Raw genomic sequence first — 17,320 nt, forward strand, 5'->3', positions numbered from 1 at the left:
CATTGGCCTTTAAATAACCTGATCATGCCATTATCCCATATTTACTATAACACATTAATCTTCACTTTTTTTATGACAGTCTCAATGGCAGCGCAGGATTGGGCCAACCTAGATAGGTATAGGGAAGCTAATGAGGCCTTGCAGAAGGAGTTGCCCAAAGAAGGAAGAATTGTGTTCATGGGCAATTCCATTACCGAAGGATGGAGTGATCACCATCCTGAATTTTTCAACAACCCAGCTTATATCAATAGGGGCATCAGTGGGCAGACCACACCCCAAATGCTGCTTCGTTTTAAACAGGATGTAATAGATCTGCAGCCTCAAGTGGTAATAATATTGGCCGGGATCAATGATATTGCTGGAAATACTGGTCCCGCGACACAAAAGATGATAGAGGACAATATTTTTTCCATGGTCGAACTGGCAAAAGTGCACGGCATTCAGGTCGTATTGGCCTCAGTATTACCAGCCTCTGAATTCCCTTGGGCACCTGGATTGGAGCCTGCGCAAAAAGTTATCGCTTTGAATACATCCTTGAGGTCCTATGCCGAAGCCAATGATTTGGTCTATTTGGATTATTTCACGGCAATGGTCGACGCCAAAAATGGGTTAAAAAAGCAGTATACCTATGATGGTGTTCACCCAAATGAATCGGGCTATAAAATTATGGCTCCGCTGGCTATTGCTGCCATTAATAAAACTGTGAACCAATAATTCTGCCAATTGTTCCATAGACTATGTTTCCTAATATTGTAGCTGGTCCCTGTAGACCTAACTACCATATAAACGGGTTCAATCCCTAATCCATGTGAAGTTGGACGGACCCAAATGATTTTTTTCCAAATCATAATTATTCGATACCTTTAAAAATCTAATCAGAAGTAGAAGTAATGAAAGAAATTGAAAATATTGAACTTAAATATTTGACCATAGAGGATTACCAAGAACTAAAATCTGCTATGATCGATTCCTATACCAATTTTCCCAATTCTTATTGGAGGGAACATCAAATAGATACCTTGATAAAAAAATTCCCCGAGGGCCAGGTAGTGCTTAAAATCAACAATCAAATCGTTGGTTGCGCCCTGTCCATTATTGTAGATTATGATAGTTTTGATGACCAACATACCTATCAAGAGATTACGGGAGATTATATGTTCTCCACCCATAGTCCTGATGGTGATATACTATATGGCATCGATGTCTTTATAAAACCTGAATTTAGGGGAATGCGCTTGGGTAGAAGACTTTACGATTACCGTAAAGAGTTGTGCGAGCGTTTAAATCTAAAAGGGGTAGCCTTTGGGGGAAGAATCCCGAACTATCATAAATACGCTGATGATATATCTCCAAAAGAATATATTGCCAAAGTCAAAAGAAAAGAGATTCATGATCCGGTACTCAATTTTCAAATGGCCAATGACTTCCATCCGGAGAAATTATTGAAAGGTTACATGGAAGGAGATCAAGCATCTGGAGAATATGCCGTGTTATTGAAATGGGACAATATCTACTACACCAAACCTCAAAAGAAAGCGGAAACGACCAAAACTCTAATAAGACTTGGTTTGATCCAGTGGCAAATGCGTCCATATAAAAACCTAGAGGAACTGATGCAGCAGGTGGAGTACTTTGTAGATGCAGTCTCTGGTTATAGATCTGATTTTGCACTATTCCCAGAATTCTTCAATGCCCCACTAATGGCTGAAAACAACCATTTGTCAGAACCGGCGGCTATCAGGGAGCTTGCAAAGCACACCACTGCCATTGTAGAACAGTTTACGAAATTGGCCATTACCTATAACATTAATATTATTTCGGGAAGTATGCCGGAAATAGTGGATAACCGACTTTATAATGTAGGTTATTTGTGTAGGCGTGATGGAACCAGAGAACGATATGAAAAATTACATGTTACACCGGACGAAGCAAAAGTTTGGGGACTACAAGGAGGTAACCAATTGAAAACCTTTGATACCGACTGTGGTAAAATTGGTATTTTGATCTGTTATGATTCCGAATTTCCCGAATTGAGCAGAATCCTGGCAGATGATGGAATGGATATATTATTTGTTCCCTATTTGACCGATACCCAAAATGGGTTTTCCAGAGTACGCAACTGCGCCCAGGCCAGAGCAATTGAAAATGAGTGCTACGTGGCTATTGCAGGAAGTGTGGGCAACCTTCCAAAGGTGCACAACATGGATATACAATACGCCCAATCCATGGTATTTACACCATGTGATTTCTCTTTCCCGGCTAACGGAATAAAAGCAGAGGCCACACCAAATACTGAAATGATCCTGATTGTGGATGTTGATGTAGAATTGCTAAGGGAACTGAACCAATTTGGAGCTGTAAAAAATTTGAGGGACAGACGGAAGGATCTTTTTGAATTGAAAAAAAGATAAGCAAAACCCCTTATAGATCTGGAGTCCAAATCGTTGTCAAGAAGAAATTCCTTCAATGATTTGGACTCTGATTTTAAGGAACAGATACCTTGGAAAAAACGTAAATTAAACGGTTCATTTGATGCAGAACTAACCCTATGGAAATCCGTAATAACGTGATCTTATAATCCATGCAAAATCCTTTGGTAAGTATTTTGATTCCCTTTAAAAATACCTCGGAATTCTTAGCCGATTGTATTAACTCCATCTTATTGCAAACCTATACCAATTGGGAGGTTTTGGCCATTAATGACCATTCCATTGACAATAGCATGCTCATCATGGAGGAATACGCAAAAAAAGATACAAGAATCAAAGTTTTTCACAATAAGGGAAAGGGCATTATAGAAGCTTTAAGAATGGCCTACACCCTCAGCAAAGGGGAGCTGATCACCAGAATGGATGCGGATGATCTGATGTTCCCAACAAAGTTGGACACCATGAAACAAAACTTGATGGCCAAAGGCAAGGGGCATATTGCGATTGGAAATGTGAAATATTTTTGTGAAGGGGAAATTGGGAACGGATATTATAAATATGAAAAGTGGTTGAACAAGTTGACCCTCACGGGATCCAATTTTACGGAAATCTATAAGGAATGTCCTATTCCCTCCCCTTGCTGGATGCTGCACAAATCTGACCTTGATAGATGTGGGGCTTTTGAATCTAACCGATATCCAGAAGATTATGATTTGGCATTCCGATGCTACGAACAAAAGTTCATCTGTATCCCGAGCGATGAGATTTTGCACTATTGGAGAGACTATGACTATAGGGCTTCCAGAACAAGTGAACACTATGCCCAAAATTATTTCTTGGATATAAAGCTCCATTATTTCCTAAGGTTGAACTATAGGGAGCACCGACCTTTGGTGTTATGGGGTGCAGGAAAAAAGGGTAAGGAAATTGCCCGGAACCTTTTAGAAAGGAAAATCGATTTCCATTGGATCTGTAACAATCCAAACAAAATAGGAAAGGATATTTATGGGCAGGAACTCCTTCATTTTAGTACGATGACCCCCATGATGGAACCACAGGTAATAGTAACGGTAGCAAACAGTGAAGCCCAAAGTTTTATCCACGACCACCTGAAGGGTCTACAATTGAGGCCATTAAAAGACTATTATTTTTTCTGCTAGCACCAATTTTTATAAGTGCCAACCCAATAAAAGCTTTGATCTGAGAACGTATAGAACTCCATATTTCAGCTACGGAAATTTAAGCCATATTGAATTAAAGGGAGTGGGGCTTTTTATTTATATTTGGAAAATTAAACTAGGGAATGCAGTATAAACATCCGGAACTACTTTGGGCATTATTTCTTCTACTCATCCCTATTATTGTACATCTTTTCCAACTTCGAAAATTTAAAAGAACTCCCTTTACCAATGTACAGCTATTACAAAAAGTAGTGTCACAATCCCGAAAGAGCAGTACACTAAAAAAGTGGTTGCTTTTAGCCACTAGAATCTTGCTGTTTACGGCCTTGGTAATTGCCTTTGCGCAACCTTTCCTGTCCAGCAAAACAGCCCTCCAAGAAAAGGAGACTGTTATATATTTGGACAATTCATTTAGCCTCCAAGCAATCGATGATAATGAAACCAAACTAAATAGTGGTATTCAGCAATTGATCAAGTCCCTGCCCAAAGATGAGACTTTTACGCTATTTACCAATGATAAGGTTTTTAGGGATGTTAAATTGAAAGACATTCAGAACGAGCTATTGGCCCTTGAATATTCTAACAACCAATTGCGCTTAAACGATATTTATTTAAAGGGGAGTACTTTTTTCGATGCTTCCAAACCTTCCCTTAAAAATCTGGTGGTCATATCCGATTTTCAAGAGGTTATGGCCTCAAAATCATTGGATTCCTCAAGTTTTTACAATCGGCACCTGGTACAATTGGAATCCGAAAATTTAGATAATATTTCCTTGGATTCAATTTATATTTCTTCCAATACCCCTGATAATATAGAAATGGAAGCCCTGCTCTCGGCCCATGGAGAAATAGAAGACACCCCGGTTTCCATATATAACAACGGTAAATTAATAGCCAAGACCGCTGCACAATTCAACAACAATAAAGCGAAAGTGTCTTTCACCGTCCCAGATAACACAGAAATAAATGGAAGTTTGGAAATTTCTGATGCGGGATTAAGCTATGATAATGTGCTTTATTTTAATGTGGCACCAAAAGAAAAAATAAAAATTCTGGCCATTAATGGTGTCGAGGATAACTTTTTGACACGAATTTTTACTGATGATGAATTTGTCTTTTCCGGTACGCCCTTGAACAAATTGGATTATAGCGCCATAGACGAACAGCAGATGATCATATTGAATGAATTGGAGGAAATACCTACGTCATTGGCTTCTGTTTTAAGCACATTCAAGGAAAATGGAGGTAGTTTATTGGTCATTCCTTCAAGAAACTCGGTCATAGCTTCCTATAACGCCTTTTTGAATGGGTTGTACAAGACCGGCATATCCCAAAAAATTGAGGGGGAACGCAATATAGTATCCATTAATTTTTCACATCCACTCTATCAAAACGTTTTTGATAAGAAAGTGGTCAATTTTCAATACCCCAAGGTATCGGAATTCTATGCAATTAAAACGGAGGCCCCACAATTACTCTCCTATGAAAATAGTGCCCCTTTTTTGGTCGGGGCCAAGGGTTTCTATTTTTTTACTGCTCCCCTATCCGAGGATATATCCAACTTCAAAAACTCGCCTTTAATAGTGCCAACCCTGTATACCATGGGCATGAATAGCTTAAAAATGGCAGATCTTTATGAAATCTTGGGTCAGCATAAATCAATTGACATTCCGGTAAGTTTGGGGAAAGATCAGATACTGAAGTTGTCACAAAAGGAATACGAGGTTATTCCCGAACAAAAATCCTACACCAACAAAACAACCCTCAGCTTTACCAATGTCCCCAATAGGGACGGCCTATTTTCAATCAACGAAAATGGAAGGACCCTAAAAAATATAAGTTTTAATAATCCCCGGAACGAAAGTGAACTTAGGTTTATGGATATGGACAATTTATCAGCTATCTCTACCTCGGACTCTATAAATTCCTTGTTCCTATCCCTTGAAAAAGAGAACAGCATTACTGAGCTTTGGAAATGGTTTATTATTTTTGCACTACTATTCATGTTGGTCGAAGTTCTTATCCAAAAAATTCTTAAATGAACATACTTTTAAAATCAGCCAAAATATTCGATACCAACAACAAAGACCTACATTTAAAGCGTCGGGATATCCTTATTAAAAATGGTACTATAGAAAAAATAGCCGCCAAGATAGATGCCCCATCTAAAGTAAAAATCATTGAGTATCCCAACTTACATGTTTCTATTGGATGGTTCGACAACAGTGTAAGTTTTGGTGAACCTGGTTTTGAGGAACGAGAGACCATAGCCAACGGACTGGGTACAGCGGCCAAAAGTGGTTTTACCGATATAGTACTCAATCCTACTTCCCATCCTATTCCAGACTCGAGCTCCGATATTGTTTTTCTCAAAAATGCCGCACAGGGACATGCTACCACCATGTACCCCTTAGGTTGTCTGACAGTCAGAGGAGAGGGCCGGGATCTGGCAGAGTTGTACGATATGAAAAGTGCAGGTGCAGTGGGCTATTACGACTTTAAACATGCCTTGGAAAATTCCAATCTATTAAAGATAGCCTTGCAATATGCCCAAAATTTCGACGGATTGGTCATGTCCTATCCCTTGGACCTGAAAATTGCAGGAAAGGGGTTGGTAAATGAAGGAGAGGTCTCTACTAAATTAGGATTGAAAGGAATCCCTTCCTTGGCCGAAGAATTACAAATTGCCCGGGATCTTTTTATCTTGGAATATACCGGTGGAAAATTGCACATACCCACCATATCTACGGCCGGCTCTGTGAAACTAATAGCTGAAGCCAAGAAAAAGGGACTGGATGTAAGCTGCAGCGTGGCTATCCATAACTTATTTTTTACGGATGATCATTTGGTAGAATTCGATACCCATTTCAAAACTATGCCACCTTTACGGGCCAAAAATGATGTAAAAGCGTTGATCAAAGGAATTAAAGATGGCACTATAGACACCGTGACCTCAGACCACATCCCAATGGATATTGAGCAAAAAAGGGTAGAATTTGACAACGCAGCAAACGGTAGCATTGGTTTGGAAAGTGCATTTGGAGGCCTGAACACACTTCTGGATCTGGAAACCACAATAACGTTGCTGACCAAAGGGAGAGAACGTTTTGGTCTAGATACTCCCAACATCAAAGAAGGCGAGAAAGCTACTTTAACCCTATTTGACCCGGATTTTGAATATACCTTTGATGCCAATCATATATTGTCTACCTCCAAAAACAGTATGTTTTTAGGTGCTAAACTAAAAGGAAAGGCCTTGGGTATTGTTTCTAACGGTCAAATAGTATAAAACATATTACATGGAAGATATTCAAAAAGGAAGAACTACGGCAATAGTCGCATATTTCACAATGGTAGGTGCATTGATCGCAATAACCATGAATATGGAACCTAAAAATGACTTTGCACGGTTCCATACCCGTCAAGCATTTGGGTTGCATTTATTTTTCCTCGGTTTTGCCCTATTCTTAAGTCAGTGGTTCAATGCCTATGCATGGTATGGATTGTACATCTCTTACTTAATTTTATGGGGATATGGTTTTATAGGAGCTATTTCAGGCAAAAAACAAATTGTCCCCTTGGTTGGTGATTTCTTTCAAAAATGGTTCACATTTATTCAATAATATGACTACAGCCCCCCTTTCCCTACAACATATCATAAGGCCATCATCCTTAAAAACTGGAAAACCCCCTGTCATGTTCATGTTCCATGGTTATGGTAGCAATGAAGAGGATCTTTTCTCCTTTGCCAATGAACTGCCGGAAGAACTGTGCATTGTATCCGTACGCGCCCCCTACCCTTTGCCCCCATACGGCAATGCATGGTACGCCATTAATTTTGATGCCCAAAATGGAAAATGGAGCGATGAGGACCAAGCGGTTATTGCCAGGGAAAAAATAGTGAAATTTATTGATGAGGCCTGTAGTACCTATCACTTGGATGAAAGTAGAATTACCCTATTGGGCTTTAGTCAGGGTACCATTCTAAGTTATGCGGTTGCTCTGTCCTACCCTGAAAAAGTAAGAAACGTAGTGGCCCTTAGTGGATATATCAATGAAAATCTATTGATAAAAGACTATACTGAAAAAGATCACAAAAATCTCAATATCTATGCATCCCATGGAATGGTGGACCAGGTCATACCTCCAGATTGGGCACAAAAAGCACCCGGAATCTTAGAATCTTTGGGAATTCAACATAAATATGAAGAATTCCCTGTGGGCCACGGCGTTGCCCCACAGAACTTTTATTCCTTTAAAAAATGGCTGGAAGACAAAATTTAATTACTTCTGGCATACAAAAGATGGTCCAATAAGGTAAAATCTACACTTAGATCATCTTTGAGCTCATATTTTAAGAATATTTCGCCCCAATATTGGCCATCAGAAAAATCAGCGATGATCCATTTATGGTTCAAAGTCTTAATTTTATTGATCTTGAAATCTCCTTCCATACCCTCATAAGGCACTAGGGGATTATCTCCTTTGGATTCATTGGTTTCCAGTAATTTATCCTCTATATAACGCGAAGGATCCTCTACGTTCAAATGATCATAATAGGCCAAAGCATCATCATTGTTGTCCAATGTAAAATATTGGACATCCAACACTTTTAGGTTTAGTTTTTGAACGGAATCTTGCATTTGGACCATGTCCTTTTCCAAACTCTCTATTTTTCCATTTTTATCCTTGACCATATTGTTGGCGCTGACAAATTGGTACAAGGCTATTAAAGCGGCAAAGATGAATAGGTATAAAAATATTTTGCTCTTCATGGATACTCAGAATTCTTAAAGGTTTAAAATTAAATTGTCGTACGCCAAATGTACATCTTTTGGCAGTTTTTTCTCCACTTCCTCATGAAATCCCAACATATGGCTGATATGTGTAAAATAGGCCTTGTCAGGCTTTACCTTGGCTACAAAGTCCAAAGCTTCCTCTAAATTGAGATGGGAATGGTGCGCCTCTTCACGCAAGGCGTTCACTACCAAAACCTTAACACCTTTTATTTTTTCTATTTCTTCTTCTGCCATGGTTTTGACATCGGTCAAGTAGACAAAATCAAAAATTCTGTAGCCAAACACCTGTAGCCTATTATGATAGGCCTCCACGGGGACGGCCATCGCATTCCCAATTTTAAAGGGCTTATTGTTCTCCACGATGTTGACTTCAACAGCTGGAGCTCCGGGATATCTATTTTCCCCGGCAAAAATATAATCGAATCTTTTTTTCAATGAATTTGCTACCCTTTCATGGGCATAGATTGGGATGTCTCCCTGCCTAAAAAAAAAAGGACGTATATCATCTATCCCAGCGGTATGATCGGCATGCTCGTGTGTGAATAAAATCCCATCCATTTTGGTAACTTTATGTGTCAACATTTGCTGCCTAAAATCTGGCCCACAGTCGATGACATAATTAAAGTTGTCCCAAGATACCATTACCGACACCCTTAGCCTTTTATCCTTTGGATTTTTACTTAAACAAACAGGGTGCGAGCTCCCAATAACAGGGATTCCTTGAGATGTTCCGGTACCTAAAAAAGTAATTTTCAACGTATCACCTATTTATTCCAAATTTATAACTTATTTATTTAATAGATAACCCAATCTTTTTAACTTTGTTGCACGTAAAACAACTACAATGGCTTCTGTCTTAAATAAAGATACCGCATTTGAAAATATCCCCTCCATTAAGGCAAAAACCTTAAGGATAAATTTAAACCCGGACATATACGGAACTTTTGCTGAAATTGGCGCAGGGCAAGAAACTGCCAGGCATTTTTTTAGGGCAGGTGGTTCTTCCGGGACCATTGCGAAAGCGATGAGTGCCTATGACAAGGATTTTAGTGACGCTATCTATGGCATTGAGCCAGACGGCCGCTACGTTACCCAATCCAGGCTAAAGCGAATGTTGGAATATGAAATGCAGCTTACAGAAGAGCGCATTAGCCGTCAGAAGCATCCAGACAGACTGTTTTTCTCCTATGCAAACACGGTTGCAACCATTGATTTTGCGAAAAAATTTAAAGGACATGGATGGGTCGGGATACGTTTTCAATTAGACCCCAACCAAAAAGAGTGGGATGAGATCGTGCTACACATCCGATTCAGGCAGAATGAAGCTAGGCTACAACAGGAAACCTTGGGTATTTTAGGGGTCAACCTTATTTATGGTGCCTTCTATAAATACGATCAGCCAAAAAAAATATTGAGATATTTATATGATCATATAGATAAGGATACCATTGAAATTGATATGATCAACTTTTCTGGTCCCAACTTTAAAAATGTGGACAACCGTTTAATGAGCCTACAGCTTATTAAGAACGACATGACCGATGCGGTAATGTTCGGCCCGGATGGAAACAACCTGTTACCGGCTGCAATCTTGTACAAAAAGAATATTTTGGCCTTAAGGGGCAGTTTCCGACCGGTTACCAAGGTAAACTTGGATATGTTCCAGAAATCATACGACATATTCGTTCGGGAACAGACCGTAGATATCAATAATACCATTGTAATTTTTGAGATTACGCTATCCAACCTTAAAGCCTCTGGTGAAATAGACGAACAGGATTTTATGGATCGGGCGGAACTGCTCTGCTCCTTGGGACATACCGTAATGATCTCCAAATTTAGAGAGTATTACAAACTGGTGGAATATTTCAACAACTACACCAAATCCAGAATTGGCCTTACCATGGGGGTAAATAATTTGGTGGAAGTATTTGACGAGAAATACTACAGACATTTAAGTGGTGGTATTTTGGAAGCCTTTGGTAAACTGTTCTTTAAAGATCTTAAAGTGTACCTATATCCAATGAAGGATGAAGAAACCGGACAGATCATGACCAGTAACAACGTCAAGGTTCACCCTAGGATGAAAGAACTTTACAAATTCTTCAAGTACAACGGAAAAGTAATGGATATCATTGATTACGATCCAGAAATCCTGCACATATTCTCAAGGGACGTATTAAAGAAGATTATCAATAAAGATGAAGGTTGGGAAGCAGAACTCCCTGAAGGAATCGCAGAGATCATCAAAGAGAAAGATTTGTTTACCAAAAAGCTGGTTAAGGCAGAGGAAAGCAAATAATAATTCCATTATAAACGTAAAGCGCCCCATTTGTATTGGGGCGCTTTTTTTTTAATTGCTCCTTATTCCAATATCTGGGCGGCGTGGTCCTTGGTCTTTACCTTATCTATTACCCTGGTCAAGATTCCCTTTTCGTCAATAATAAACGTCTTTCTATGGATACCGTCGTATTCTTTGCCCATGAATTTTTTTGGTCCCCACACCCCGAAGGTATTGATTACTGTGTGGTCCTCGTCTGCTAATAGTGGGAAAGGAAATTCATATTTGTTTTTAAAATTTTGCTGTTTGGTCTGGGAATCTTCACTGACCCCTAGCAAGTGATATCCCTGTTTTTGCAGTTCCGTATAGTTATCCCTTAGGTTACAGGCTTCTGCTGTACATCCTGGGGTATTGGCCCTCGGATAGAAAAATACAATCAATTTTTTGCCCGTATAATCGGATAGGGAAATGGGGTTACCATCTTGGTCCTGTGAAGTGAATGCCGGTACTTTATCACCCTCTTTTAGTGTGTTCATCTTTTTTTATTTAAATTCGTGTTTCATATTTCTATTGTAAAATTAAACAAAAATGACGAAAGCCGAAAAGGTCTGCTTCACTATAAAAACACTTCAGGAACTTTACCCAACCATTCCGGTACCTTTGGATCATAAGGACCCATACACGTTGCTGATTGCTGTGCTAATGTCTGCCCAAAGTACAGACGTTCGTGTAAACCAGATTACGCCCTTATTGTTTGAGCGAGCGGATAACCCTTTTGATATGGTAAAGTTGAGCGTCGAGGAGATCAGGGACATCATCAGACCGGTTGGACTCTCCCCTATGAAATCGAAAGGAATACATGGCTTGTCAAAAATATTGATTGAAAAATATGATGGAGAGGTACCCCAAGATATTGCTTTGTTGGAAGAATTACCGGCCGTAGGCCATAAAACAGCAAGCGTAGTGGTTGCCCAGGCTTTTGGTATACCCGCCTTTCCCGTAGATACCCATATTCATAGATTAATGTACCGATGGGGATTTACCAACGGAAAAAATGTAGTTCAGACCGAAAAAGATGCCAAAAGATTGTTTCCCATGGAATTATGGAATGATCTTCACCTTCAGATCATTTGGTATGGCAGGGAATATTCTCCAGCACGGGGTTGGGATCTGGAAAAGGACATCATCACCAAGACCATAGGACGCAAAACTATCTTGAACGAATACTATCTAAAACAAAAAAAGACCTAATCATAGGTCTTTTTTGTTTTATTTCGGAACTACTAGATGTTAGTTCAAATTATTTTCGAACTGCATATTGTTGTATTCTACAATCTGTAAAGATCTAGAATAATTCATCAAAAACTGAATAGTTTCTGGACATGCCTTAGCCAATTTGCATGTATTTCGTTTTGTAGAGTAAATTCTTTCCATATATAATAGCTTAGTTATGTTAAGATAACGCCACATTATTGGAAATATTGTTCTACACGACCTATTGCAGATTAATTCGTTAAAACGATATTATGTTTGTTTATGATCTTTCTCATGTTGATCAGGGCATAACGCATTCTTCCCAATGCCGTATTTATGCTTACTCCTGTATTTTCCGATATCTCCTTAAAACTCATATCCTTATAGATACGCATTAGAAGTACTTCTTTCTGATCATCTGGAAGTTCTTCGATAAGAATTCTCAGGTCGGTATCTATTTGATCCTTGATCAGTTGCTTTTCAGCATTCAATTTGTCATCACCTATGACGGAGAAAATATTAAAGTCGTCACTACCTTCGAACATCGGCATTCTTTTGTTCTTTCTAAAGTGATCTATAATTAGGTTGTGCGAGATACGCATTACCCAGGGTAAAAATTTACCCTCTTCACTATAGGATCCTTTTTTTAAGGTTTTGATCACTTTGATAAAGGTATCTTGAAAGATATCCTCTGTTACATCCCTGTCCAATACTTTAGAGTAAATGAAGCTGGTGATTCGTTGGTTGTGTCTGTTTATCAGGATTTCCAATGCCTTTTCGTTTCCGGCAATATAATCCCTTACTAATACTGAGTCATCAATCTGTAGTTCCATACAAATTACTTTTTTTTGGTTAAAATTAGGGGCCTCCCCTTTCGGAAAGGACTTCTAGTTATTTAGGTAAATTCTAAAAAGTAATTTTTCTGTATAGGCCTATATAGTTATTAATTACAATTCAAATATATAAAAAAGAAGAGCTTATAAAAAAACATTGTTGTGATCTGCCCAATTAGTGATGTTAAAGTGTGGATTGTAGTTATTAAAAAGGACATATCGTATCTTTGCAGCCTTAAATTAGCGTATGTCAACGATTTTAGATGTCAATCCAAAGCAAAATATAATCATCAAAGGTGCAAAATTGCACAACCTCAAAAATATCGACGTTGTTATTCCGCGCAATAAGCTGGTTGTCATTACAGGGCTTTCCGGCTCTGGGAAATCAAGTTTGGCGTTTGATACCCTTTATGCCGAAGGTCAAAGGAGGTATGTTGAATCCCTTTCTTCCTATGCCAGGCAATTTTTGGGCAAATTGGACAAGCCCAAAGTGGATTATATAAAAGGAATCGCTCCGGCCATCGCTATAGAACAAAAAGTAAACTCTACCAATCCCAGATCAACAGTAGGGACCACTACGGAAATCTATGATTATCTTAAACTATTATATGCCCGGATTGGAAAGACCATCTCCCCTATTTCCGGTTTGGAGGTAAAGAAGCATACCGTTACCAATGTGGTAGATCATATAAAGAATTATGAAGCGGGAAAAAAGTTAATTCTTTTGGCGCCTGTTCAGATAAAAAAAGATAGGGATCCCGTTAAATCCCTCCAGCTATTTTCCAAACAAGGATATGCAAGGATCAAATATAAAGGTGAGGTAATTCGTATTGACGATAGCATTACCGAAATTGACCGTGAATTTGATCTAGTTGTGGATAGAATCATCACCAAGGACGATGAGGATTTTTACAATAGATTGGCAAATGCTATTGATACGGCCTTTTTTGAGGGCAAAGGGGCATGTATCATAGAAGAGTTGGATAGTGGTGAACAAGTCCATTTCAGCAATAAATTTGAACTGGACGGAATGCAGTTCCTAGAGCCCAATGTACACTTGTTCAGCTTCAACAACCCCTACGGAGCATGCCCGAAATGCGAAGGTTATGGGGACGTAATTGGTATCGATGAGGATCTGGTAATTCCAAATACCTCCCTATCGGTCTATGAAAATGCCATTTTTCCATGGAGAGGGGAAAGTATGGGATGGTATCGGGATCAATTGGTGAATGCTGCATACAAGTTTGATTTTCCCATCCACAAACCTTGGTTTCAATTGAGTGATGAGCAAAAACAATTGGTATGGAGTGGAAATTCGCATTTTATTGGTATCGATAAGTTTTTCCAAACCTTGGAAGAAAAGAGTTATAAAATCCAAAATAGGGTCATGTTGTCCAGATATAGGGGCAAGACCAAATGTAACCTCTGCAAAGGGAACAGGTTACGCAAGGAGACAGATTACGTCAAAGTCTCCGGTAAATCCATTTCGGAACTTGTTGAAATGCCCATTACCAAACTGATACAGTTTTTTGATGAGTTTTCACTGAGCCAACATGACGAACAGATAGCATCACGCCTTTTGATAGAAATTAAAAGCAGGTTGGGATTCCTGAACAAAGTTGGTCTCACCTACCTCACCCTAAACAGAAAGTCGAACAGCCTATCCGGAGGGGAAAGCCAACGTATCAACTTGGCCACCTCATTGGGCAGTAGCCTTGTAGGATCCATGTATATATTGGATGAGCCCAGTATAGGATTACACCCAAAAGATACTGAAAACCTGATCGACGTTTTGAAATCATTACGGGATTTGGGCAATACGGTAATTGTGGTAGAACACGATGAGGATATTATGAAGGCCGCAGATGAAGTAATAGATATAGGACCGGAAGCAGGAACGCATGGTGGTCATGTAGTGGCTCATGGTACCATGCAGGATATTTTAAATTCCTCTTCATTGACTGCCCAATACCTCAATGGGTCCATGGCCATAGAAGTTCCCAAACAAAGAAGGAAATTTAAAAACCATATTCATATTAGTGGCGCTAGGGAAAATAACCTCAAAAATATAGACGTTACCTTCCCGTTAAATGTACTTACAGTAATCACTGGAGTTTCCGGTAGTGGGAAGAGTACCCTGGTAAAAAACTTATTGTACCCCATAGTATTGAAGGAAGTGGGAGGCTATGGGCAAAAAGCCGGACAGTATTCTGAAGTAGAAGGGAATTATTCGTCCATCAAGCATGTAGAGTTCGTAGACCAGAATCCGATAGGAAGGTCGTCACGATCCAACCCGGTTACCTACATCAAGGCCTATGATGATATCCGTAATTTATTCGCAAATCAAAAGCTCAGTAAATTAAGGGGCTACCAGGCCAAACACTTTTCATTTAACGTTGATGGCGGGCGCTGCGAAAAATGTAAGGGGGAAGGTGAAATAACTGTAGAAATGCAGTTTATGGCCGATGTTCATCTAGAATGCGACGTATGTAGCGGAAAAAGATTTAAGAAAGAAATACTAGAAGTTAAGTTCGAAGAAGTCAATATTGACGATGTACTGAATATGACCATCGATGATGCCATTGAATTTTTTGAAAAGAATCAGCAGTCAAAAATAGAGGGTAAACTAAAACCTTTACAGGATGTAGGGTTGGGTTACGTAACCCTTGGACAGTCGTCCTCTACCCTATCCGGAGGGGAAGCACAACGTATTAAGCTCGCTTCATTTTTGGTGAAAGGAAGTACCAAGGAAAAGGCGCTCTTTATTTTCGATGAGCCTACCACCGGGCTGCACTTTCACGATATTAAAAAATTGCTCAAATCCTTTGACGCCCTAATTTCCAAGGGACACTCCATTGTGGTTATAGAACACAATATAGATCTGATCAAGTGTGCCGACTATATTATTGATCTGGGACCAGAAGGAGGAGATAAAGGAGGTCAGTTATTGGCCCAGGGCACACCGGAAGAGGTTGCGAACAATAAAAAATCTTTCACCGCCAAATATCTTAAGGAGAAGTTATAATCTTATATTTAATTTTATATTACTTATAATCAAATACTTAAGTGTGTTTGATTTTTTTTGGCACACTCTTTGAAATAAGGTTATCAAATGTAAATAATTACATTCCGAACTTTAAAACCTTATATCATGAAAAACTTAGTACTCCTTTTTACAGCGTTGATTTTTGGTGCTTCCAATGCCATGGCTGTTACGGTAGAAGATAAGGTTGCAATACGCAATGCTTATAATTACAACAACTCCTTTATTTTTGTTGAAGATGGCATTACGTTTTCGGTATACCCAGACGGAGAATTCGACTTTTATATTGATGATAGAGCTGGGGTAAGCGCCAATGTGAACTTTAGAAATACCAGTATTACCTTTAACTCTGGTTATGATTACAACCCATATGTACAGTACGATGATTATGGAGCAGTAATCCAGGTAGAGAACATTCCTATATATTATGATTACTACGGAAGGGTAACCCAAGTAGGCAATGTAGATATATCCTATAACCGGGGACGAGTAAATAGATTGGGTGGTTTATATGTTTACTATAACAGAAACGGGGTATACAGCCATCATACCGGATTCATCAATGTTTACAATAGATATTACGTATACAGGCCTTTTCACAACTATTTTGCTAGACCAGCGGTAGGATTATGCTTGGTATATAACAGACCATATAGAAGATATTATGAACCCGTACGATACACGTATTACAAGCCATATTACAACAACTATAGAAGATCATATGCGAAATTTGGATATGAGCACAAGTACAAAAAAGACCATTACAGAAAATCTGATGTGTACAGGAACGATAGGCGCGTTGTAGCAAGAGATAACCATTCCAGAAGAAATGATGGATACAGGACTACAGGCAACGTTATCAGAAGAAGCGAAGGACGTAGTGTTGATTATTCAAGGAACAATACTTACAGTAGATCGAATAGAGATTGGGAAAGAGATGATGATGATGATTCTAAACGCAATAATAAGGATGCTAGGAAAAGTAATTCCAACAGATCGGATAGAGATGATTATGATTCCAGACGAAATGGGGATTATTCAAGAAAAAGTAATTCCAATAGAACAGATAGATCTGATTATAATGCTAAAAGAAATATTGACCGAAATAGTGGCGAGAGCAGATCATCCAGGCCCGCGGTTAACAGAACTGTAACTAAAAGGGAAGTATCTAGGTCTCCAAGGAACACAACAGTTACCAGGACCAGTACTTCTTACAAAAAACCGGAGGGAAGAGATGCTGGCAGAACGGTTACCACAAGAACCCAAAAGTCGGTTTCTTCGAAGCCCAGTGGTTCTCGGAATTCTAGAAGTTCACAGGTATCGTCCAGGACCTCTGCTCCCAAAAGCGTTGGGAAAGCTTCCACCAGCAATAGAAGAAGTGGTTCAGCCACCACCAGTTCTAGAGGTAGGAGTTCCAGAGATTTTTAAAAAATAGTTTTTAGGTTGGTTAGTTAGTTGTTTAACCCCGCGTCAATTTTATTGACGCGGGGTTTTTATTTT

General features: G+C 39.2%; 15 protein-coding genes. 11 read left to right on the forward strand and 4 right to left on the reverse strand.

Annotation, left to right across the window (positions count from 1 at the left end):
• Positions 1 to 72: 72 nt before the first annotated feature.
• From WAA86_RS04635 to WAA86_RS04665, 7 genes are all read left to right on the forward strand, one after another.
• Positions 73 to 714 carry an SGNH/GDSL hydrolase family protein gene (locus WAA86_RS04635; RefSeq protein ID WP_337299814.1) on the forward strand — a complete coding sequence of 214 codons (642 nt, stop codon included), beginning with the start codon at positions 73 to 75 and terminating at the stop codon, positions 712 to 714.
• Positions 715 to 890: 176 nt separating this feature from the next.
• Complete coding sequence (locus WAA86_RS04640; protein ID WP_337299815.1) at positions 891 to 2,411, forward strand: bifunctional GNAT family N-acetyltransferase/carbon-nitrogen hydrolase family protein; 1,521 nt, start codon at positions 891 to 893, stop codon at positions 2,409 to 2,411.
• Positions 2,412 to 2,581: 170 nt separating this feature from the next.
• Positions 2,582 to 3,589, forward strand: a complete 1,008-nt coding sequence (locus tag WAA86_RS04645) for a glycosyltransferase (protein ID WP_337299816.1) — start codon at positions 2,582 to 2,584, stop codon at positions 3,587 to 3,589.
• 143 nt (positions 3,590 to 3,732) lie between these two features.
• Positions 3,733 to 5,652: a BatA domain-containing protein gene (locus tag WAA86_RS04650; RefSeq protein ID WP_337299817.1), complete on the forward strand. Its 1,920-nt coding sequence runs from the start codon at positions 3,733 to 3,735 to the stop codon at positions 5,650 to 5,652.
• Positions 5,649 to 6,899: a dihydroorotase gene (locus tag WAA86_RS04655; protein ID WP_337299818.1), complete on the forward strand. Its 1,251-nt coding sequence runs from the start codon at positions 5,649 to 5,651 to the stop codon at positions 6,897 to 6,899. Before WAA86_RS04650 ends, WAA86_RS04655 begins: the two co-directional genes overlap by 4 nt.
• A 10-nt stretch (positions 6,900 to 6,909) precedes the next feature.
• Positions 6,910 to 7,233 carry a hypothetical protein gene (locus tag WAA86_RS04660; protein WP_337299819.1) on the forward strand — a complete coding sequence of 108 codons (324 nt, stop codon included), beginning with the start codon at positions 6,910 to 6,912 and terminating at the stop codon, positions 7,231 to 7,233.
• Position 7,234: 1 nt separating this feature from the next.
• Complete coding sequence (locus WAA86_RS04665) at positions 7,235 to 7,894, forward strand: alpha/beta hydrolase (RefSeq protein WP_337299820.1); 660 nt, start codon at positions 7,235 to 7,237, stop codon at positions 7,892 to 7,894.
• Here WAA86_RS04665 and WAA86_RS04670 read toward each other — a convergent pair.
• Complete coding sequence (locus WAA86_RS04670; protein WP_337299821.1) at positions 7,891 to 8,385, reverse strand: hydrolase; 495 nt, start codon at positions 8,383 to 8,385, stop codon at positions 7,891 to 7,893. The genes WAA86_RS04665 and WAA86_RS04670 overlap by 4 nt on opposite strands.
• Before the next feature lie 15 nt (positions 8,386 to 8,400).
• On the reverse strand, positions 8,401 to 9,165 hold the full coding sequence (locus WAA86_RS04675) for an MBL fold metallo-hydrolase (protein WP_337299822.1): 765 nt from the start codon (positions 9,163 to 9,165) through the stop codon (positions 8,401 to 8,403).
• Between the two features lie 88 nt (positions 9,166 to 9,253).
• Between WAA86_RS04675 and WAA86_RS04680 the strand changes: the two genes are divergently transcribed.
• Positions 9,254 to 10,711, forward strand: coding sequence for a TonB-dependent receptor (locus WAA86_RS04680; RefSeq protein WP_337299823.1), 1,458 nt, complete (start codon positions 9,254 to 9,256; stop codon positions 10,709 to 10,711).
• A gap of 62 nt (positions 10,712 to 10,773) precedes the next feature.
• On the opposite strand, the gene bcp is transcribed toward WAA86_RS04680, so the two are convergent.
• Positions 10,774 to 11,226 (reverse strand): thioredoxin-dependent thiol peroxidase, encoded by a 453-nt coding sequence (bcp, locus tag WAA86_RS04685; RefSeq protein WP_337299824.1) that lies wholly within the window; start codon positions 11,224 to 11,226, stop codon positions 10,774 to 10,776.
• 52 nt (positions 11,227 to 11,278) lie between these two features.
• Between bcp and WAA86_RS04690 the strand changes: the two genes are divergently transcribed.
• Positions 11,279 to 11,941, forward strand: coding sequence for an endonuclease III domain-containing protein (locus WAA86_RS04690; RefSeq protein ID WP_337299825.1), 663 nt, complete (start codon positions 11,279 to 11,281; stop codon positions 11,939 to 11,941).
• Positions 11,942 to 12,195: 254 nt separating this feature from the next.
• Here WAA86_RS04690 and WAA86_RS04695 read toward each other — a convergent pair whose 3' ends face one another.
• Complete coding sequence (locus tag WAA86_RS04695) at positions 12,196 to 12,777, reverse strand: RNA polymerase sigma factor (protein WP_337299826.1); 582 nt, start codon at positions 12,775 to 12,777, stop codon at positions 12,196 to 12,198.
• Between the two features lie 247 nt (positions 12,778 to 13,024).
• Here WAA86_RS04695 and uvrA point away from each other — a divergent pair, with 247 nt between their 5' ends.
• Together uvrA and WAA86_RS04705 are read left to right on the forward strand one after the other, a co-directional pair.
• Entirely contained in the window at positions 13,025 to 15,802 is a 2,778-nt protein-coding gene (uvrA, locus tag WAA86_RS04700; protein ID WP_337299827.1) for an excinuclease ABC subunit UvrA, read from the forward strand.
• 126 nt (positions 15,803 to 15,928) lie between these two features.
• The gene (locus WAA86_RS04705; protein ID WP_337299828.1) at positions 15,929 to 17,248 is read left to right on the forward strand and encodes a hypothetical protein; all 1,320 of its coding nucleotides are present in this window, start codon (positions 15,929 to 15,931) and stop codon (positions 17,246 to 17,248) included.
• Positions 17,249 to 17,320: the final 72 nt, after the last annotated feature.

Source organism: Sediminicola sp. 1XM1-17, from assembly GCF_037203765.1.
Classification (GTDB): Bacteria; Bacteroidota; Bacteroidia; order Flavobacteriales; family Flavobacteriaceae; genus Sediminicola.